19 protein-coding genes are annotated in these 18,177 nt (G+C 54.9%); 2 read left to right on the top strand and 17 right to left on the bottom strand.

Going from position 1 to position 18,177, the window contains the following annotated elements; translation table 11 throughout:
• Window positions 1-61 precede the first annotated feature (61 nt).
• From II896_03335 to II896_03255, 17 genes are all read right to left on the bottom strand, one after another.
• Window positions 62-691: a site-specific integrase gene (locus II896_03335; protein ID MBQ4443681.1), complete on the bottom strand. Its 630-nt coding sequence runs from the start codon at window positions 689-691 to the stop codon at window positions 62-64.
• A 208-nt stretch (window positions 692-899) separates the two neighbouring features.
• Window positions 900-1,070, bottom strand: a complete 171-nt coding sequence (locus II896_03330; protein ID MBQ4443680.1) for a hypothetical protein — start codon at window positions 1,068-1,070, stop codon at window positions 900-902.
• Complete coding sequence (locus tag II896_03325; GenBank protein ID MBQ4443679.1) at window positions 1,067-1,459, bottom strand: flavodoxin; 393 nt, start codon at window positions 1,457-1,459, stop codon at window positions 1,067-1,069. The genes II896_03330 and II896_03325 overlap by 4 nt, the downstream gene beginning before the upstream one ends.
• 40 nt (window positions 1,460-1,499) lie before the next feature.
• Window positions 1,500-2,312, bottom strand: coding sequence for a nitroreductase (locus tag II896_03320; GenBank protein ID MBQ4443678.1), 813 nt, complete (start codon window positions 2,310-2,312; stop codon window positions 1,500-1,502).
• A 16-nt stretch (window positions 2,313-2,328) separates the two neighbouring features.
• Window positions 2,329-3,759 carry a GNAT family N-acetyltransferase gene (locus tag II896_03315; GenBank protein ID MBQ4443677.1) on the bottom strand — a complete coding sequence of 477 codons (1,431 nt, stop codon included), beginning with the start codon at window positions 3,757-3,759 and terminating at the stop codon, window positions 2,329-2,331.
• A 3-nt stretch (window positions 3,760-3,762) separates the two neighbouring features.
• Window positions 3,763-4,230, bottom strand: a complete 468-nt coding sequence (locus II896_03310) for a glutathione peroxidase (GenBank protein ID MBQ4443676.1) — start codon at window positions 4,228-4,230, stop codon at window positions 3,763-3,765.
• 35 nt (window positions 4,231-4,265) lie between these two features.
• Window positions 4,266-5,174, bottom strand: a complete 909-nt coding sequence (gene trxB / locus II896_03305) for a thioredoxin-disulfide reductase (GenBank protein MBQ4443675.1) — start codon at window positions 5,172-5,174, stop codon at window positions 4,266-4,268.
• A 3-nt stretch (window positions 5,175-5,177) separates the two neighbouring features.
• The gene (gene trxA, locus II896_03300; GenBank protein ID MBQ4443674.1) at window positions 5,178-5,489 is read right to left on the bottom strand and encodes a thioredoxin; all 312 of its coding nucleotides are present in this window, start codon (window positions 5,487-5,489) and stop codon (window positions 5,178-5,180) included.
• A gap of 34 nt (window positions 5,490-5,523) precedes the next feature.
• Window positions 5,524-6,063, bottom strand: coding sequence for a glutathione peroxidase (locus II896_03295; protein ID MBQ4443673.1), 540 nt, complete (start codon window positions 6,061-6,063; stop codon window positions 5,524-5,526).
• A 45-nt stretch (window positions 6,064-6,108) separates the two neighbouring features.
• Window positions 6,109-6,573 carry a MarR family transcriptional regulator gene (locus tag II896_03290; GenBank protein ID MBQ4443672.1) on the bottom strand — a complete coding sequence of 155 codons (465 nt, stop codon included), beginning with the start codon at window positions 6,571-6,573 and terminating at the stop codon, window positions 6,109-6,111.
• 406 nt (window positions 6,574-6,979) lie between these two features.
• Window positions 6,980-7,567, bottom strand: a complete 588-nt coding sequence (locus II896_03285) for an ANTAR domain-containing protein (GenBank protein MBQ4443671.1) — start codon at window positions 7,565-7,567, stop codon at window positions 6,980-6,982.
• 4 nt (window positions 7,568-7,571) lie between these two features.
• The gene (locus II896_03280; GenBank protein MBQ4443670.1) at window positions 7,572-8,786 is read right to left on the bottom strand and encodes a glutamine synthetase; all 1,215 of its coding nucleotides are present in this window, start codon (window positions 8,784-8,786) and stop codon (window positions 7,572-7,574) included.
• Window positions 8,787-8,823: 37 nt separating this feature from the next.
• Complete coding sequence (locus II896_03275) at window positions 8,824-9,540, bottom strand: glutamate synthase (protein ID MBQ4443669.1); 717 nt, start codon at window positions 9,538-9,540, stop codon at window positions 8,824-8,826.
• The gene (locus II896_03270; protein MBQ4443668.1) at window positions 9,540-10,763 is read right to left on the bottom strand and encodes an NAD(P)/FAD-dependent oxidoreductase; all 1,224 of its coding nucleotides are present in this window, start codon (window positions 10,761-10,763) and stop codon (window positions 9,540-9,542) included. The genes II896_03275 and II896_03270 overlap by 1 nt, the downstream gene beginning before the upstream one ends.
• Before the next feature lies 1 nt (window position 10,764).
• Window positions 10,765-11,196, bottom strand: a complete 432-nt coding sequence (locus II896_03265) for a 4Fe-4S dicluster domain-containing protein (GenBank protein MBQ4443667.1) — start codon at window positions 11,194-11,196, stop codon at window positions 10,765-10,767.
• Between the two features lies 1 nt (window position 11,197).
• Window positions 11,198-12,703, bottom strand: a complete 1,506-nt coding sequence (locus II896_03260) for a 4Fe-4S binding protein (GenBank protein MBQ4443666.1) — start codon at window positions 12,701-12,703, stop codon at window positions 11,198-11,200.
• Entirely contained in the window at window positions 12,700-13,794 is a 1,095-nt protein-coding gene (locus II896_03255) for a hypothetical protein (protein MBQ4443665.1), read from the bottom strand. Before II896_03255 ends, II896_03260 begins: the two co-directional genes overlap by 4 nt.
• A gap of 415 nt (window positions 13,795-14,209) precedes the next feature.
• Between II896_03255 and II896_03250 the strand changes: the two genes are divergently transcribed.
• Complete coding sequence (locus II896_03250; protein MBQ4443664.1) at window positions 14,210-16,306, top strand: glutamine synthetase III; 2,097 nt, start codon at window positions 14,210-14,212, stop codon at window positions 16,304-16,306.
• A gap of 47 nt (window positions 16,307-16,353) precedes the next feature.
• Window positions 16,354-18,123 (top strand): ammonium transporter, encoded by a 1,770-nt coding sequence (gene amt / locus II896_03245; GenBank protein MBQ4443663.1) that lies wholly within the window; start codon window positions 16,354-16,356, stop codon window positions 18,121-18,123.
• The last annotated feature ends 54 nt before the right edge of the window (window positions 18,124-18,177 follow it).

Raw genomic sequence — 18,177 nt, 5'->3', positions numbered from 1 at the left:
ACGAGCGCCAAAAAGAAGCCGTTTCTTGTTTAAGAAGCGGCCTCTTTTTATCCACAAATGGTTACGGCTTTTTCTTTGTATTGCTGTCCAATGCATCGATTACTTTCTCCTGTGTATCGTGTATAAAGTGGCTGTACACCTTCAATGTAGTTATTGAATCCGCGTGCCCCATGTACTTTGATACGGTTTGAATAGGCACGTTCTGAGCCAACAATAATGAACAATAAGTGTGACGCAATCCGTGACATGACACGTGCTTAAATCCGTTTCGCGTTTCAAATCTTGTTAGAACTGTTCGTAGTGTTAGCGGATGAAGCGGCTGACGATCTACACCTGCTGCCAAATAATATTCGTCTAACTTCTCGTCAAAGTGGTTATCCGCAACGCGGAACCATTCTCGATATTCAATTAAGGCTTCATATAAAGCTGATGGAATGGGAATGTCGCGTACTGAGTTCTTTGTTTTAGGTTCTTTCTCATATACGCCTAATTTGGGGCTGTACTGCTTGTTTCTTTTGACATGGACTAAGCGCTTTTCAAAGTCTATATCACTCCAACGAAGTCCATTCATTTCTCCGATTCTAACGCCCGTGAACAGTAGCACCTTTAAGCAAACATGATAGTTAATTGACTCTTCCGGCATACTGTCGAGAGCTTCGAGGAAATCTTGTACTTCGCCAAAGGAAAACACCTCCTTCTCTGCAACGGGTATAAGGCAGGTATTGTTGTTACCTCCGCCATTTAGTTTCGTTCTACTGACAGGGTTTTTGGTTATCCAATCATATCGTACTGCCTGCCTTCATTTTATTTACCTCGATAATTATGTACTTTAACGTGATTGTTTGATCAGACTCTCAACGAGTTCGCGCTTTTCATAGAGCACGCAGCCACCCGCGTGATCATCGTTCAAAAGATTGCCTTCTCGCAGTGCGGTAAACAGCGGCGAATTTCAGCATGAATGCGCTTTCTCTAGGGTTTTTCAGTGTTGCTTTTAACGCCTCTGAAACGATACGCTCCACACCCTCCGTCATATATTTCTGAATACCAAAATCTTTTCCGTTGTTCTTCATTCAAGCATCTTCCTTGTGAAATCCTTCGCTGCATCCGTGCGCGCTTTGATCCGCGTCATATGCGCATAAAAATACTTTTCGTCAACCGGTATGCCTTTGGCGCGAAGCTCCTTTTTGAGCGCTCTCACCGTTCGCCGCGACCAGTTTGACGTGGTGAACAGGACCGCGCGTCCTACCTGGTCGGCACTGAGCTTTTCGGCATAGGCGCGGAGTTCCGGCGCCATGATATTGGCGTATGGCGCGCCGCCGAGAAAGAGGACGTCGACATACTCCGCGAGATCGGGCTCTTCCGTTACCGACACCGCTTTCACGCCCGCGCCTTCCGCGATCGCTTCGGCGATCCTTTTTGTGTTTCCGAGTTTTGAATAATACCTTACTGCCGTTTTCATTTGGCTTTTCTCCTATATCATTCAGACGAAAGCGATCTTCTCATTTAAGGACGTAAGACGCAATGTAATGCGTATCGTCGCCGGGGCGCAGTTCCGGTTCCGCAATCTCAAACGTTACGTCAAGTCCGCGCTCCTTTGCGATAAGCTCAAAATGGCAAAGCGCGATGCCCATATCTATTTTCTGAATATCCCAGTCGTCGCCGGAAACGTATCCGTTGCTCCGCTTTTCGTAAAAATGCACTTTATCGCCTTGCACGACGACGCGCCACGGCTGCTTGTTGACCGCGGAGGGCGCGAGCCGCACCGCTATGAGAGCGTCTTTCAAAGCTCCCGCTTTTTCTTCGGTCAGCGGAGTTTCAAAGTCGCCGTCGAAGAACAGCTCTTCAAAATCCGATCTGCTGTCCGCTTTGATGCCTTTTCTCATCATCGTTTCCCTCAGCGACATCTTTTTCGCCGGGTATCCGATCGGGCTGACGCACGGCATGACCTCACCGGGATCAACGGCAAGAGCGCGTTCAAATGCGTTCCTGTTCATCGTCCCCGCGATCCACGTCGTGCCTACGCCTATTGATTCCGCGAAAATAACGATCTTTTCGAAAGAGTATCCGAACGCTTCCTCCGCGTGCGGAACGCGACGCATTTTCCCCGCCACATAGGTGTCGGCTCCGACGATCACGGGACTTGATAACCCGTACTTGCCGGCGTCGAGCATCTTCCACGTGATCGGTATGGCATATGGATTTTCGACGTTCTTTGCACATTCCATAATTGCCTGAGCGTCTTCCTCGCGCAGTTTCGTTCCGTCAAACGTGCGAACACTCCGTCTTTTTTCGATAACTTCCGATATTTTCATTTCAGTTTCTCCTTTTTTAATGGCTCGTCTCTTCTCTGCGTTCAAAATATTCATATGTATCGTCCCGCCTGACGGGGACGAATCCGTTTGCCGTGATCATGCGGCGCGACCTGATGTTTTCGCTAAAGCATCGCGCCGTGACACGGACGTTCATCGTGCGCTCCGCATAATCCGCCGTCAGCCCGAACGCGCGTCTTCCGTATCCCCTGCCTTGATAGGCGGGGAATATCCGGCACCCGACCTCGGCAAGACCCTCGGAGGTGAAGTTCCACAGGATCGTTTCTCCGATCATCGGCCCGTCTTCGATCTGCCGGACGGCGAAATTAACCGAGTCGCCCGCCCTCATATCGTATAGCAAGGACTCGTAAAAAGTATCCTCGGTCAAAGCCCCGTCGACGCTCGTATCATCGCGGTAATCATACCCCCAAAAACGGTTGTTTTCCTCGTCCGTATTCAAAGCCAGATATGCCTGCTTGTCGCTTTCTCGGATTTCCGTCAGAACCATATCATTTGCCGTCAGCACCGTTCCGTGAGTAACTTTAGCAGCCGGAGTGCCGACGTGAACGAGGTATTTGTGGACCAACGCCGTCGGATGATACTGCATTTTGGAAGTGCGAAGCCCCTCGTCGCCGGAATCGTCTTCACGGTTGACATATTTCGGCATCCGGTCAGCCGTGCCGCTGATCAGACGGACGAATCCAGAATACATAGTCGGATACGCTCCCTCGTATTTTCTCAGCGCCTTTTCCGTATGGATCAGCAGCATATCGCCCGAAATCTCTCCGATACTGAATGCCGCGAGCTCATCATCGACGAATAGCCCCGCGGCATAAAGTCCGAGCGCGCCGCAGACGTCAAAGAGTTTTTTCGTTTGTTCGAACTCGCGTTTTTCAAGCGCGCGCCAGTCGCGGTGCTCTTTCGCATACGTCTCAAGAAACTCCGCCGCGATCCCGCGGTCGTCCTCCGTCAAAAAACGGATATGCGGTTCTCCGTATAGCTTTTTGAATCGGTTTATATGATTCCTCTGCCCGCTGAATTTCTTTCCTTTGAACGTCATCGCGTCTTCGGCGCTGTAAATATAGTCGCTCCAGCGCCTTTCGTATGCCCACATGGCGTCCGCAAGACGTTCGTCCCCGCGTATCTTTTCCAGGATATCTTCATCCGCGGCAAAGAAACGAAGCGGCAATCGGTTTTGATACGCATACTCTTTCAGCTCGTCGATCATCCCTTCGGGATCCGCACCGATCGGGTAACTGAAAGCGATTTGTTCCCCGATGGTTTCGCTTATCGACAGAGTATCGTTCCACAGACAGAATCTAACGTCCGTATCCTTGTTCCACATATACAGATATCCCGCGGAAAACTCGCTGCAAAGCGAACGGTTTTTCCTGATATACGGAAGTATCTTGACGAGCAACGTCTCAGAAAACGGTTCAAATAGCAGCATAGATCACTTTGCAAGCTCCGCCTCGATCGCCGCTTCAAGCGTTTTCGGCTTATCTGTCGGCGCGAAACGTTCGACCACGTTTCCTTTGCGGTCGATCAGGAATTTAGCAAAATTCCACCCGATCTTTCCGGGTTTCTGTTCTTTAAGATAAACGTAGAGCGGATCGGCGTCGGATCCGTTGACCTTGATTTTTGCGAAACGCGGGAATTTTGTATCGTATTTGAGCTTACAGAACGAATCGATCTTTTCAGCATTACCCGGCGCCTGAAACGCAAACTGATTGCAGGGAAAATCAAGGATCTCAAAGCCTTGATCGCGGTATTTTTCGTAAAGAGCTTCAAGCCCTTCGTACTGCGGCGTCAGACCGCACCTTGTCGCCGTATTGACGATCAGCAGGACTTTTCCTTCGTATTCCTTCAATGAAACGTTGTTTCCCTTGTTGTCCGTTACAGTAAAATCATAAACACTCATTTTATGAGCCCTCCTTATTTTTTATCCAGGCGACCTCAAATATTGTTGATATACTTTACCGCCTCTGTCGCAGCCATCGCGCCGTCCGCCGCGGCGGTCACAAGCTGACGCAGCGTCTTTGTGCGGTTGTCGCCCGCGACGAAAATACCATCGCAGCTTGTATGGCAGTCTTCGCCCGCTTCCACGTATCCGGCGTCGTCAAGCTTTACGAGATTGGCGAAATTCCGGTTCTCGGGGATGCGTCCTACCGCGACAAACAGCCCGTTAAGCTCCACCGTTCTGACAGAGCCATCGAGATTGTTTGTGACCTCGATCGCACGGAGACGCTTATCGGAGATCAGTTTCGTCACGTTGGAGTTGTAGATGAATTCCACGTTTTCCCTTGCGGTCAGACGGCTGACGTTCGCTTCTTCACCGCGGAAGCTGTCCCTGCGGTGGATAAGATATACCTTTTCGGCGATATCCGAGAGGTAGAGAGCGTCCTCCAATGCCGTATTGCCTCCTCCCACTACCGCAACGACCTTTTTTCTGTAAAAGTTCCCGTCGCACGTCGCGCAGTATGATACGCCTTTACCGACGAGTCTTTCTTCATCTTCCAGACCGAGTTTTCGGCTTGCGGAACCCGTGGCAATGATAACGGTTTCGGCTTCATAGCTGTTTTTCGCCGTCACCACTACTTTCGTGCCGTTTTCGCTCTTTATGTCGACCGCCTTTTCAAAAATAAATTCCGCGCCGAGCTCCTTTGCCTGTTCATATAACTTGGTGGAAAAATCGTATCCGGAGATATGCGCCTCAGCCGGATAATTTTCAATATCCGGGGTGTTAAGGATCTGTCCGCCGTAGTTCACCGCTTCAAGAACCAAGACTGATTTTGCGGCGCGCCTTGCGTAAATGGCAGCGGTCATTCCGGCAGGTCCCGCACCGATGATTATTATATCATACATCGTTCAATCCTCCATCAGCGCAGCTATGGAATCCTTCGGGATCAGCCCGACGTTCCTGTTTGTTTCCACACCGTCTTTGAATACGACCAGGCATGGAATGGATGCCACTTCATATTCTTCGACAAGTTCATCCTCTTCATCGATATCGACAGAAACGATTTTGTATTTTGTGTTGTTATTCGCAAGTTCGTCAAGCATTGGTCTCATTGATTTGCAGGGACCGCACCAGCTCGCGTTGAAATCAACGAGCACAGGGATTTCCGATTTAAGAACTTCTTTTTCGAAATTATCTTTTGTTACTTCAATAACTGCCATTGTTTTATTTCCTCCTTCGGTTGAAAATATGCATTTAAATAAGCGCCGCTATCTCCGCGTCAAAATCCGCGGGATTGCTGGTGGGATCGTAACGCTTTACCACGTTGCCGTTGCGGTCAACAAGGAATTTCGTAAAATTCCACTTGATATCAGCCGGTTTACGATACGTTTCGCTGATTTTTGCGATCTTGTTCATAATGATCTTGTTCTTCATGCCCTTGACTTCTTCGTCGGGCGCCTGTTCTTTAAGGAAGGTAAACAGCGGTTCCTCGTTTTCGCCGTTCACGTCGACCTTGGCGAGCTGATCGAACTGAGTTTTATACTTCGCCGTGCAGAATTCATGGATCTCGCCTTCATCTCCCGGCGCCTGATGTCCGAACTGGTTGCACGGGAAGTCAAGGATCTCAAGACCTTTGTCGTGATACTTCTCATAAAGTGCTTCAAGCGCTTTATACTGCGGGGTAAAGCCGCATCCGGTGGCTGTGTTTACGATAAGCAGGACTTTCCCTTTGAGGTCCTCCATTCTGAGAGTTGCTCCTTTTCTCGCTTTTACGGTGTAATCATAGATGTTCATTTTTTCTTCCTCCTCCAATAATTAAAAATTATTATTATGCGTAATTTATTTTCGGTTTTTTGCGCATTTGTCTTTGGCTCTCTCTTCATCGAGTATCTTGTATAACGTTGCGTAAAGCGTCGCCGCTTCGTCGGGTGCCAGGTGAAACTCCTTTGAGATGGCTTCCGGCACGCAGAGCGCTTTATCCTGCAGCTTTTCGCCGGCTTTCGTCAGCGTGATCACGAGATTGCGCTCGTCGTCTTTGTCTTTTTCCTTTTTAATAAATCCTTTATCCTCAAGCTTCTTCAAAAGCGGAGCGACCGTGTTCGACTTAAGGCACAACGTTTCGCAGAGAAGCTTTTCATTCACCTGCTTTTCTTCCCAAAGAACCATCATAACGATGTATTGCGTATAGGTCAGATCGAGTTCGTCGAGCAGCGGCTTATACTTCCTTGTTATAATGTTCGAAACCGCGTAAAGCGGGAAGCATAGCTGGTTTTTTAGTCTGAGAGGAACGTATTTATCGACCATTTTTTACCTCCGAATTATATCGCGTGCGATATTTTCAAACTTATTATATCGCGTGCGATTTAATTTGTCAAGAGGTTTGATGATTTTTTTAAAAAAACTCGCTATAAAATTGCATCGCTTGTATTGATTTAGTTCTCGAATTAAAACCGACGGTAAATATGAATGAGTATTATTTGTGGTATTATTTTTGTTTGAAAATTATTATGCTGCACACAAATTGCTGACCGATTTATACAAGAATTCGCATAATTCAAGTCTACTTAGCATCGCAACAATCATCTGTATACTATCTATACTTGGCAAAAAGTCTGACAACTAATCTAACAAAGCGCGAGACCAATTTTGGGTAGTATTTCAGCATTTTTCATATAAAAAAGGTTCAAGCAAAAACAATCGGTATGCTACGTTAGTCTTTATAGGTGCGCAGAACGTCCTCGGCAACGGTGCGGCGGGAGACGCAACGGTTCATCGCCTGCTTTTCAATGTAGTGGTGGGCGGCGTCCTCGGTCATATTGAGGTGCGAGATAAGCGCCCACTTGGCGCGGTTGACCAAGCGGATCTCATCCATTTTGTCCTGTAGCGACACGGATTTCTTTTCGAGCGAGCGCAACCGCTCGCGGGTGGCCAATAGCCAATCGAACGCCTGCCGCACCAAAGCGGGCGCGGTGGGACGACGAAGCACGAATACGCCATACTCGAATACGTTGCCGTACACGGCGTCGTAGAAGTCGGTATGGACGAGGAGCATCGTGACCGTACTACTGCGAGTGGATACGTCAATGGCAAACCGCACGCCGAAGTCGTCCGGCAGCGGCGTGTTGACGATCACGAGGTCGTAGGCGCGTTCGGCCGCCTTGCGCTGCGCTTCGTTGACGCTCGCCGCCGAATCGACCGCAAAAGAAGCGGATTCGGGCAAAAGGGGCGTCAACTGTTCGCAAAACTTGGCGACAGCCGTTACGACCAATATGCGGTAGGTGCGTACGGTGGAGTCCATATCGTCAATCCTTGTTGAGATAGGCGTCGAGAATCATCTTGGGCAAAACCCGCTTGACGAAGGCGCTCTTGGCGGCCGTTTCGCGGGCTTGGCGCAAATCGGTGGGCAACGTGGGGTATTTATTCGTTACCGTTTGGGGCGCGGTATACAGGTTGACCGTGCACGGCTTGGGCAATTTGACGTTGTGCCGAATGCCGTCCAAGGCGGCGTATATCAACAGAGCGAATGCCACGTAGGGGTTGGCCGTGGGATCGGGGGAGCGCAATTCGGCCCGCCGATATTGCCCCTTGGCGGCGGGAATGCGCACGAGTTGCGACCTGTTTTCGGGCGACCAGGACACGAAGAGTGGCGCTTTGTGCCCGCCCAGGCGGAGATACGAATCTTCGGTGGGGTTGAGGAAAACCGTCAGCGCGCGAATGTGTTTGAGAATGCCCGCCACGGCCGCGTCGGTCACGGGGTTGCCGTCGCCGTCTACTACGGACAAATTGATATGCATACCGTTGCCCGGTGCGCCGTCGATGGGTTTGGGGGCGAAACTGACGCCGATGCCGTTGCGATGGCAGATAGCGCCCACCACGGACGTGAACGTCTTGGCATTGTCGGCGGCGGCGAGGGGTTCGGCGTAGCGAAAATCGATCTCGTTTTGCCCGGGGCCTTCCTCGTGATGCGAACTCTCGGGATAGACGCCCATCTGCTCGAGGGTGAGGCAAATCGCGCGGCGAATATTCTCTCCCTTATCCTCGGGCGCCAGGTCCATATAGCCCGCTCTGTCGTAGGGCGTATCCGTCATATTGCCCTCGGCGTCCAATTTGAACAGATAAAACTCGATTTCGGGCCCGAAGCGGAAGGTATAGCCCGCGGCTTTGGCCTCGGCCACCGCCTCTTGCAAAAGCCGTCTGCCGTCCGCCTCGAACGGGGTGCCGTCGGGATAGGTGATATTGCAGTACATACGCACCACGCGCCCTTGGTCGGGGCGCCACGGCAAAATAGCCAGCGTATCGGGGTCGGGGTGCAAAAACAAGTCGGAACGCGCCTCGTCGCCGAATCCCGCGATGGCCGACGCGTCGATGGCGATGCCCTCGTCGAAGGCACGCGCGATTTCGCTGTTCATGACGGACACGTTTTTCAGTTTGCCAAAGACGTCGCAAAAGGTCAATCGAATGAACTTGACGTCTTCTTCTTCGATGAATTGCATCACTTCTTGTTGGGTATAACTCATATCCACCTCTTTGGAAGCAACGGGCTCCCCATAGTAATCAATTTTGCACGTACATTTGCTTGTACGGATTGTTGGTATCGGGCGTTACGAGGGTAAACGCGCCCTCGAATACCGCGTCTTCGTCCACGTCGAACAGGCGGCAGTATTCCCGAATGCAGGGCGCGAACTCGCTATCCCGCGCCTCGATTCGTTCAGCGTGAACGCCCATCGGCAAGGATATGCCCCCAAGGTCGGAGCGGAGCAGCATCTTGCCCCCGTGCATACCCGTACAAGGGAAATTGCCGACGATGGGCTTGTCGCTATCGAGGCCCAATACCACGATGACGCCGCCCGCTTGGTACTCGCCCAAAAAACTGCCCGTCACGCCGCCCACGACGAGGTGGGGCACTTTGTCCCGATAGGCCTTCATGTGGATGCCCGCGCGATAGCCCGCGTTGCCTTTGACGTAGATACTGCCGCCGCGCATCGCGTAGCCCGCCGCGTCGCCTATATTGCCGTGCACCACCACTTTGCCGTCGTTCATCGTATCGCCCACCGCGTCCTGCGCGTTGCCGAACACTTCGACTTCGGCGCCGTTGAGGTAGGCGGCCAAGGCGTTGCCGGGCGTGCCGTGGATGGCGATATGCCGTTCGCCCGCGCCCGCGGCGACGAAACGCTGTCCCAACGCGCCGGTGATTTCCACCTCGTGGTCGGCGCATTGTCGAACGGTCTCGTTGAGGACGTCAAAGGTCATATCCGTCGCGTCTATTCTCATTATACCACACCTCCCAATATTTCTTTGCGTTTCGCGGCGCCCAAACCGACCAAAGTTGGTTCATTATTTATTATACCCGCTATATCTTCTCCCAAGGGGGTGCGGTCACGCACCATGGCCGTCAAGATGCCCGCGCGGGCGACGTCGCCCAACAGCATAAAGCCCACCAAGCGCCCGTTCTCCACGAACAAACGCTTGACGGAAGTATCGGTGACCACCTCGAACGTCTCCCCGCGATAGGCGCCCGCCGTCAGCGCGTGGTAGCCGAAAAACCCGATGGCGTTTAATGGCATACCATTGTCGAACGCCGCGTCGCCGCCCGCTATATTGACGCCCGCCGTATAGCCTTGCCGGTAGGCGTTGGGCAGAATTGCCACCACACGTGCCCCCTCTATCGAGGCGTCGTAGCCTTGCGCGCAGTCTCCCGCCGCGTAGATATGCGGGGCCGTGGTGCGTTGGTGCGTGTCGGTCAACAGGCCTCTATCTACGTCCGCGATGCCCTTGACCAACCCGACGTTGGCGCGCACGCCCACCGCCGTCACCAGCACGTCGAACGCTATCCGCGTGCCGTCCTGCAATACGGCCGTGCTACCCTCGAATCGCGCCACGCTGTTTTGGAGATAGAACTTCACGCCGTGACTTTCCAATACCTTTTGCATACGCGTAGCGCACGGCTTATCCAAAATACTGGACAGCACCCTGTCCGCGAGGTCGCACACCGTCACTTCTTTCACTCGGTGAGCGATGCCCTCGGCGCATTTCAAGCCGATCAATCCCGCGCCCACGATGAGTACGCGCGCGTCGGGCGTCAGCACGCTTTCCATATACAAAGCGTCCTTTTGCGTCATAAATCCCGTGCGGACGGGCACGTCCCCTATCCCCTCGAAGGGCGGCACGAAGGGCGTGGAGCCGGTGGCGAGGCACAACTCGTCGTAGGGTATCGCCTCTTCCCCGACGTACACCGTCCGTCGGTCGGCGTCTATCCTATCCGCCGTACCGTACACCAATCGACACCCCGCCTTGTCGTAGAAGTCGTCGGGGCGGTACTTCATCTTGTCGAGGGTGGTTTTGCCCTCCAAATAATAGGAGATAAGAGGGCGGCAATACGTGGGCACGCCCTCGCCCGCCACCATTACGATCTCGCCTGTCTTGTCCACCGAGCGGATGCCTTCGACGCAAGCCGCCGAGGCGATACCGCCGCCTACTATTACGTATCGTTTCATACTATCTTTCCTCATACACGATGGCGCGGTTGGGGCACCCCTTGACGCAAGCGGGCGCACCCGCTTGGTTATCCAGACACAGTTGACACTTCATCGCCGCCTTGCCATCGGGCGCAGGCGTCACCGCGCCATAGGGGCACAGCAATACGCAGGTAAAGCACCCCACGCATTTCTCTTGGTCTATCATCACCACGCCGTTTTCTACGTGCAACGCCCCCGCTATGCACCCTTTGACGCACAGAGGGTTTTCGCAATGTCTACACGACACGGCATAGGTGATTTTGCCGTCCTCCTCCACCCGAATACGGGGCGTCAACGGCTTATCTTTGAGCGCCTTGACCATATCGGCTATGCCCGAATTGGCCCAAGTGCAGTTGTATTCGCACAGCCTGCACCCCAAACACCACTCTTCATTGACGTAAACGCGTTTCATATCATTCCCCCGCGTGGGCAATGCCCAATATTTCCAATTCTTTTTCGTTGAGGCCTACGCCCCGCAGCATCAAGCGGTTGCCCCGCAGCGCTTCGATGGAGTTGATGCCCATACCGCCCATCAGTTCCTTGATCTCGTGTTGCCACGCGGTCAAGAGGTTGACGAGTCGTCTGCTACCCATCTCGGGGTTGAGGCGCTTGACCAACTCGGGGTTTTGGGTGGCGATGCCCCAGTTGCACTTGCCCGTCTGACAGGTGCGGCACAGATGGCAACCCATCGCAAGCAAGGCGGCGGTGGCGATATAGCACGCGTCCGCGCCCAACGCCACGGCCTTCACCACGTCGGCGGCCGAGCGGATGCTGCCGCCCACCACCAAGGATACGTTGTTGCGTATGCCTTCGTCTCTGAGGCGTTTATCCACCGCCGCCAAGGCCAACTCGATGGGTATGCCCACGTTGTCCCGAATGCGCGTAGGCGCCGCGCCCGTGCCCCCGCGGAAGCCGTCGATGGCAATGATATCCGCGCCGCTGCGGGCTATGCCCGAGGCAATGGCCGCGATATTGTGCACCGCCGCCACCTTGACGATGACGGGCTTAGTGTAGGCGGTGGCCTCTTTGAGCGAGTAGACCAACTGCCGCAGGTCCTCGATGGAGTAGATGTCGTGATGAGGGGCGGGACTGATGGCGTCCGAACCCTCGGGAATCATGCGCGTGCGGGATACGTCCCCCACGATTTTGGTACCGGGCAGGTGTCCGCCTATGCCCGGCTTGGCGCCCTGTCCCATCTTGATTTCGATGGCGGCGCCCGCGTTGAGATAGGCCTCGTGCACGCCGAAACGCCCCGACGCCACCTGCACGACGGTATGGGGGCCGTATTGGTAGAAGTCCTCGTGCAGACCGCCCTCGCCCGTGTTGTAGCAGATGCCCAACTCGGTGGCGGCCAGCGCCAAACTCTTGTGCGCGTTGTAACTGATGGAGCCGTAACTCATCGCCGAAAACATGACGGGCATAGCCAGCTCGATTTGCGGCGAAAGGTCGGTTACGAGGTCGCCCTTTCCGTCGCGCGTAACGGTTGCGGGCTTTTTGCCCAAAAACACCTTGGTCTCCATCGGCTCGCGCAGAGGATCGATAGAGGGGTTGGTCACTTGCGACGCGTTGATGAGTATTCTGTCCCAATAGACGGGCAGGGGATTGGGATTGCCCATGGACGAAAGGAGCACGCCGCCCGAATTGGCTTGCTTGTAGATCTCCTTGATGGTGCCGTCCGTCCAGTTGGCGTTTTCCCTGAGGCGGCAGTCGCTTTTGACTATTTTCAAAGCGTGCGTGGGGCACAGGGACACGCAACGCTGACAGTTGACGCATTTGCTTTCGTCCGACAGCATCAGTCTGAGATCGCCGTCGTAGCGGTGCACCTCGTTGGCGCATTGTCGCTCGCACACGCGGCACGCTATGCACCGTTCGCGGTTGCGCACCACTTCATACTCGGGGTTGATATACTCTACGCTCATATCTCCACGCCCTCCTTTACTTTCACCACGACGGGCTCGCCGCCCATCGGCGCCCATATATGCTCCGCATTCGGCTCTATGGCTCGTATGGCCGCTTCCTCGCTGGCGATATATACCTTGTCGTCCTTTTCGCCCACCACCATCGAGCGCAGTTTCAGGCGGTCGTTCAAGGCCATCAACCCGCCGTTGAAGCCCAATATGATGGAGAAAGGCCCCGTGACCAACAGGCTGGGGAACACCGTGCGCAGGTAGGTCAACTTGGCTTGCTCGGCGGGCGCTTTCTTGGCGATGGTCGTCCAAAAAGGCGCGGCGATGACCGAGGCCGTCTCTTCCAAGGTCAGCCCTTGTCTGCGCAGGAGATAGTCGGCTATGTAGGTAATGACTTCGGTGTCCGTTTGCAAGTTGCACTTGTACCCGAACATCTCGATAAAGCGGCGGTTGGCGTCGTAGGAAGATATTTCGCCGTTGTGCACCACGGTATAGTCCAACAGACCGAAGGGGTGCGCGCCGCCCCACCATCCGGGGGTATTGGTGGGATAGCGCCCGTGCGCCGTCCAACTGTAGGCCTCGTATTCGTCCAGGCGGTAGAAGCGTCCCACGTCCTCGGGGAAGCCCACGGCCTTGAATGCGCCCATATTCTTGCCCGACGAAAACACGTACGCGCCCGCGATATAGGTATTGACGTGCGTCACCGCGCGCACGACGTACTCCTTTTCGTCCAACTGCATACTGCGCAAGACCGATTGCAGAGGGGACACGAAGTAGCGCCAAATGAGGGGCTCGTCCGTAATGGCCGGTATCTTGGCGGTGGGAATAATCTCGGCTTTGACCACCTCGAACCGGTCTTTGAGGTACGCCTCGCATTCGCTCTTGGCGGCCTTGCCGTCGAAAAACACGTGCAAAGCGTATTGCTCGCGGTAGTCGGGATAGATGCCGTAGGCGGCAAAGCCGCCGCCCAAGCCGTTGGAGCGGTCGTGCATAGGCACCATACTCCGTATGATGGCCTCGCCCGACGTGCGCCGTCCCTCCCGCGAAATGACGGCGGCTATGGCGCAACCCGACGGAATGCGTATTTGACCTTCTTTTTGCATATCATCACCTCTTTCAACGAAAAAAGGCGCTCACCGTAGAAAAACTACAATGAACGCCTTTGCTCATATCTATTTCTATTCTACGACTTCGCAAAAGCCCAAGTCAACCGAAAAACGGGGGTGCGGGACAAATAAAAAAATATTTCAAATCCCCCCGAAAATCGTTTGACTTTGGCTTTTGCGAAGTGCTACGATGGGAATGTAGAAAGGCAACGGCGTCTTTGAGAATGGTCTCGAAGGCGCCTTTTCTTTTGATAGCAAACGCATCGCCAAGGCGGTGCCAAACGCACGAGGTATTTTGTCGATGGACGGGGTATCTCGTGCCACCGGATTGGATGGGGCAATGGAGTCCGCAAGGCTCTATTGCCCTCTTTTTTAGAAAATAAGGCGCAAAACGCCAAAAAGGAGAAGAATTATGGAATCGGTAACGGAAATGTTTGGAAGCATGGTATTCGACGACAGAGTGATGAAAGGAATGCTCTCGGCCAAGGTGTATCAATCCCTCAAAAAGACCATTGACGAGGGCACGCCTTTGGACTCTTCGGTCGCCAACGCGGTGGCGGTGGCCATGAAGGATTGGGCGGTCGCCAAGGGTGCCACCCATTTCACGCATTGGTTCCAGCCGCTTACGGGCATCACCGCCGAGAAGCACGACGGCTTCATCTCTCCCGCCCCCGACGGCAGGGTGATCATGGAGTTTTCGGGCAAGGAACTCATACAGGGCGAGCCAGACGCTTCGAGCTTCCCCTCGGGCGGCATACGCGCCACCTTCGAGGCCCGCGGCTACACCGCGTGGGACCCCACGAGTTACGCTTTCATCAAGGGCAAGACCTTGTGCATTCCCACCGCGTTCTGTTCGTACGGCGGCGAGGCGTTGGACAAAAAGACGCCGCTTTTGCGTTCGATGGCGGCCCTCAACAAGCAGGCCATGCGCATCTTGAAACTCTTCGGCAACGAGGACGTCAAGTGCGTGCGCACCTCGGTAGGGCCCGAGCAGGAGTACTTCTTGGTGGACAAGGCCATGTTCGAGAAGCGCAAGGATTTGGTGTGCTGCGGCCGCACCCTGTTCGGTGCCAAACCGCCCAAAGGGCAGGAGATGGAAGACCACTATTTCGGCGCCATCAAGCCCCGCGTGGCCGCCTTTATGGCCGAACTCAACGAGGAATTGTGGAAGTTGGGCATTTTGGCCAAGACCGAGCACAACGAGGTCGCGCCCGCACAGCACGAGTTGGCGCCCATCTACACCACCACCAACATCGCCACCGACCACAACCAGCTGACGATGGAGATCATGCAGCGCGTGGCCACCAAACACAATTTGGCGTGCCTATTGCACGAAAAACCCTTCGCGGGCGTCAACGGCAGCGGCAAACACAACAACTGGTCTATGGCCACCGACACGGGCGTCAACCTGCTGTCGCCCGGCGAAACGCCCTACGAAAACGCGCAATTCCTGCTGTTCTTGTGCGCGGTCATCAAGGCGGTGGACGACTACCAAGACCTACTGCGTATCTCGGTAGCCACCGCGGGCAACGACCACCGCTTGGGCGCCAACGAAGCGCCTCCCGCCGTAGTCAGCATCTTCTTGGGCGACGAATTGACCGCCATATTGGAGGCCATCGAGAAGGACGTGCCCTACGCGGGCACCAAAAAGACCACGCTCAAGTTGGGCGTGGACGTGCTGCCCAAGTTCCCGCGCGACACCACGGACAGAAACCGCACCTCGCCCTTCGCCTTTACGGGCAACAAATTCGAGTTTCGCATGCTCGGTTCCAGCAACAGTATCTCGTGCGTCAACATTATGCTGAACAGCGCGGTGGCCGAGTCCTTGCGCATTTACGCGGACAAATTGGAGGGCGCTGAGGACTTCGAGTCGGCGTTGCACGAAATGATCAAGAAGACCATTCACGATCACAAGCGCATTCTCTTCAACGGCAACGGCTACGACGACAGTTGGATCGCCGAGGCCGAACGGCGCGGCCTTTTGAACTACCGCACCACGCCCGACTGTATGCCCCATCTTTTGGACAAGAAGAACGCGGATATGCTGTTGGGGCACAAGGTGTTCACCCAAAAGGAATTGGAGTCGCGTTGCGACATTATGTTGGACAACTACGTCAAGACGGTCACCATCGAGGCCAATACCATGAGCGATATGGTGCGCAAAGAGATATTGCCCGCCGTGTCCAAGTACGTTGGCTCGGTGGCCGCCACCGCGCTGGCCAAAAAGGCCTTGGGAGCGGCCATCAGCACCGCGTACGAAGAGGACGTGGTGGAGAAGTTGTCCGCGCTGTCCGAGCAGATCCTTCGGGAGTGCGAGGGGCTTGAGCAAGCCGTGCTGTCCGTCGGTTTCGTAGACACGGGCATCGTGGACGTCAGTTACGCCGTGCGCGACAAGGTACTGCCCAAGATGGCGTCTTTGCGCGCCGCGGTGGACGAGGCGGAGACCATGGTCGCCGAGAAAGAGTGGCCCTATCCCAGCTACTGCGATTTGATGTTTGGCGTGAGATAGGGGGCAACGTATAGGGGGTATTCGATACCCTTTGGAGAGGTAAGAGTATGACTATCGAATATTGGTATTTGATCGGCGCCGCCTTGGTCTTCTTTATGCAGGCGGGCTTCGCAATGGTCGAGACCGGCTTTACGCGTAGCAAAAACGCCGGCAACATCATCATGAAGAACCTGATGGACTTCTGCATTGGCACCGTGGTATTCATGGTGTTGGGCTTCGGCTTGATGATGGGCGAGGACGCCTTGGCCGGCTTGGTGGGCATTCCCAATATGGACCTTTTCGCCAAGTTCGCCGCCTTCATTCAAAGCCCCGCCGACGGCTTTGCGGGCGCGAGCGTCTTCGTGTTCAACTTGGTCTTTTGCGCCACCGCCGCCACCATCGTGTCCGGCTCTATGGCCGAGCGCACCAAGTTCTCGTCCTACTGCATCTATTCGGCCGTTATTTCCCTCCTCATCTATCCCATCGAGGCGCATTGGATCTGGGGCGGCGGCTGGCTTGCTCGGTTGGGCTTCCACGATTTCGCGGGCTCTACCGCCATTCACATGGTGGGCGGCATCGCGGCTTTGATCGGCGCCATTATTCTGGGGCCTCGTATCGGCAAGTACGTCAGGGATAAGGACGGCAAAGTCACCAAGGTCAACGCCATTCCCGGCCATTCCATTCCCTTGGGCGCGTTGGGCGCGTTCATCTTGTGGTTCGGTTGGTACGGCTTCAACGGCGCGGCCGCCACGTCCTCGTCCGAGCTCGCCACCATCTTCCTCAACACCACCATCGCTCCTGCGGTGGCTACCGTGGTGACGATGATATTCACTTGGATCAAAAACGGCAAACCCGACGTGTCCATGTGCATCAACGCGTGTTTGGCGGGCTTGGTGGGCATCACCGCGGGTTGCAACGCCCTGGACGCCATCGGCGCCACCGTCGTGGGCGTGGTATCGGGCATCTTGGTCGTAGTGGTCGTAGAGATGTTGGACCTCAAATTGCATATCGACGACCCCGTAGGCGCCGTGGGCGTGCATATGGCCAACGGCATTTGGGGCACGTTCGCCGTGGGGCTTTTGGCCAACCCCGACGCCCCCGCAGGACTGCACGGGCTATTCTATACGGGCGAATGGCGGCAGTTGGGCGTGCAATGTTTGGGCATCTTGGCGGTGGCAGCCTATACGACGGCATTTATGATCGGCACCTTCCTTCTCATCAAAAAGACCGTGGGCTTGCGCGTCTCGCGTGAGGAAGAGATAAAGGGCTTGGACAGTACCGAACACGGTCTGCCGTCGGCCTATGCCGACTTTGCCTTGGCGCCCAAAGCCTACGCCGATTATATCGAGGACGGCACCGTCGTGGTGTCGGGCGATACCCCGCCCGCCGAGGCCATTCCCGTGCGGGTCGTGCCCATGGCGGCAAGTTCCGCGCTTGCCGAAGCGCCCGCGCCCGCCCCCGTCGACAAACCTCTCGCCGTGCCCAAGTTCACCAAGGTGGAGATCATCTTCAAAGAGGAGCGGCTGTACGCCTTGAAGGACGCTATGAGCAAATTGGGCATAACGGGCATGACCGTGTCGCACGTGATGGGCTACGGTCAGCAGTTGGGCAAACCCGAATACTACCGCGGCGTCGCCGTGGAGACCAACCTCTTGCCCAAGGTGCAGGTGGATATCGTGGTCAGCAAGATCCCCGTCCGCGACGTCATCGAGACGGCGAAAAAGGTACTGTACACGGGGCACATAGGGGACGGCAAGATATTCGTCTACGACGTGGAGAACGTGGTCAAGGTGCGCACGGGCGAAGAGGGCTACGACGCGTTGCAAGACGTAGAATAATAGAAATACGAGGATTTGCGGGCAAACTTCGTTTGCCCGACCTTGTTTTGAGGA

It is taken from the genome of Clostridia bacterium (assembly GCA_017394805.1).
Classification (GTDB): Bacteria; Bacillota; Clostridia; order Christensenellales; family CAG-1252; genus RUG14300.
This window is presented reverse-complemented; position numbering and strand designations above follow the sequence as displayed.

What these genes read in the sequence shown, in the direction of transcription:
- II896_03330 (MBQ4443680.1), bottom strand. Translation starts at nt 1,070, where the DNA reads ATGAAGAACAACGGAAAAGATTTTGGTATTCAGAAATATATGACGGAG.
- II896_03325 (MBQ4443679.1), bottom strand. Translation starts at nt 1,459, where the DNA reads ATGAAAACGGCAGTAAGGTATTATTCAAAACTCGGAAACACAAAAAGG.
- II896_03320 (MBQ4443678.1), bottom strand. Translation starts at nt 2,312, where the DNA reads ATGAAAATATCGGAAGTTATCGAAAAAAGACGGAGTGTTCGCACGTTT.
- II896_03315 (MBQ4443677.1), bottom strand. Translation starts at nt 3,759, where the DNA reads ATGCTGCTATTTGAACCGTTTTCTGAGACGTTGCTCGTCAAGATACTT.
- II896_03310 (MBQ4443676.1), bottom strand. Translation starts at nt 4,230, where the DNA reads ATGAGTGTTTATGATTTTACTGTAACGGACAACAAGGGAAACAACGTT.
- trxB (MBQ4443675.1), bottom strand. Translation starts at nt 5,174, where the DNA reads ATGTATGATATAATAATCATCGGTGCGGGACCTGCCGGAATGACCGCT.
- trxA (MBQ4443674.1), bottom strand. Translation starts at nt 5,489, where the DNA reads ATGGCAGTTATTGAAGTAACAAAAGATAATTTCGAAAAAGAAGTTCTT.
- II896_03295 (MBQ4443673.1), bottom strand. Translation starts at nt 6,063, where the DNA reads ATGAACATCTATGATTACACCGTAAAAGCGAGAAAAGGAGCAACTCTC.
- II896_03290 (MBQ4443672.1), bottom strand. Translation starts at nt 6,573, where the DNA reads ATGGTCGATAAATACGTTCCTCTCAGACTAAAAAACCAGCTATGCTTC.
- II896_03285 (MBQ4443671.1), bottom strand. Translation starts at nt 7,567, where the DNA reads ATGGACTCCACCGTACGCACCTACCGCATATTGGTCGTAACGGCTGTC.
- II896_03280 (MBQ4443670.1), bottom strand. Translation starts at nt 8,786, where the DNA reads ATGAGTTATACCCAACAAGAAGTGATGCAATTCATCGAAGAAGAAGAC.
- II896_03275 (MBQ4443669.1), bottom strand. Translation starts at nt 9,540, where the DNA reads ATGAGAATAGACGCGACGGATATGACCTTTGACGTCCTCAACGAGACC.
- II896_03270 (MBQ4443668.1), bottom strand. Translation starts at nt 10,763, where the DNA reads ATGAAACGATACGTAATAGTAGGCGGCGGTATCGCCTCGGCGGCTTGC.
- II896_03265 (MBQ4443667.1), bottom strand. Translation starts at nt 11,196, where the DNA reads ATGAAACGCGTTTACGTCAATGAAGAGTGGTGTTTGGGGTGCAGGCTG.
- II896_03260 (MBQ4443666.1), bottom strand. Translation starts at nt 12,703, where the DNA reads ATGAGCGTAGAGTATATCAACCCCGAGTATGAAGTGGTGCGCAACCGC.
- II896_03255 (MBQ4443665.1), bottom strand. Translation starts at nt 13,794, where the DNA reads ATGCAAAAAGAAGGTCAAATACGCATTCCGTCGGGTTGCGCCATAGCC.
- II896_03250 (MBQ4443664.1), top strand. Translation starts at nt 14,210, where the DNA reads ATGGAATCGGTAACGGAAATGTTTGGAAGCATGGTATTCGACGACAGA.
- amt (MBQ4443663.1), top strand. Translation starts at nt 16,354, where the DNA reads ATGACTATCGAATATTGGTATTTGATCGGCGCCGCCTTGGTCTTCTTT.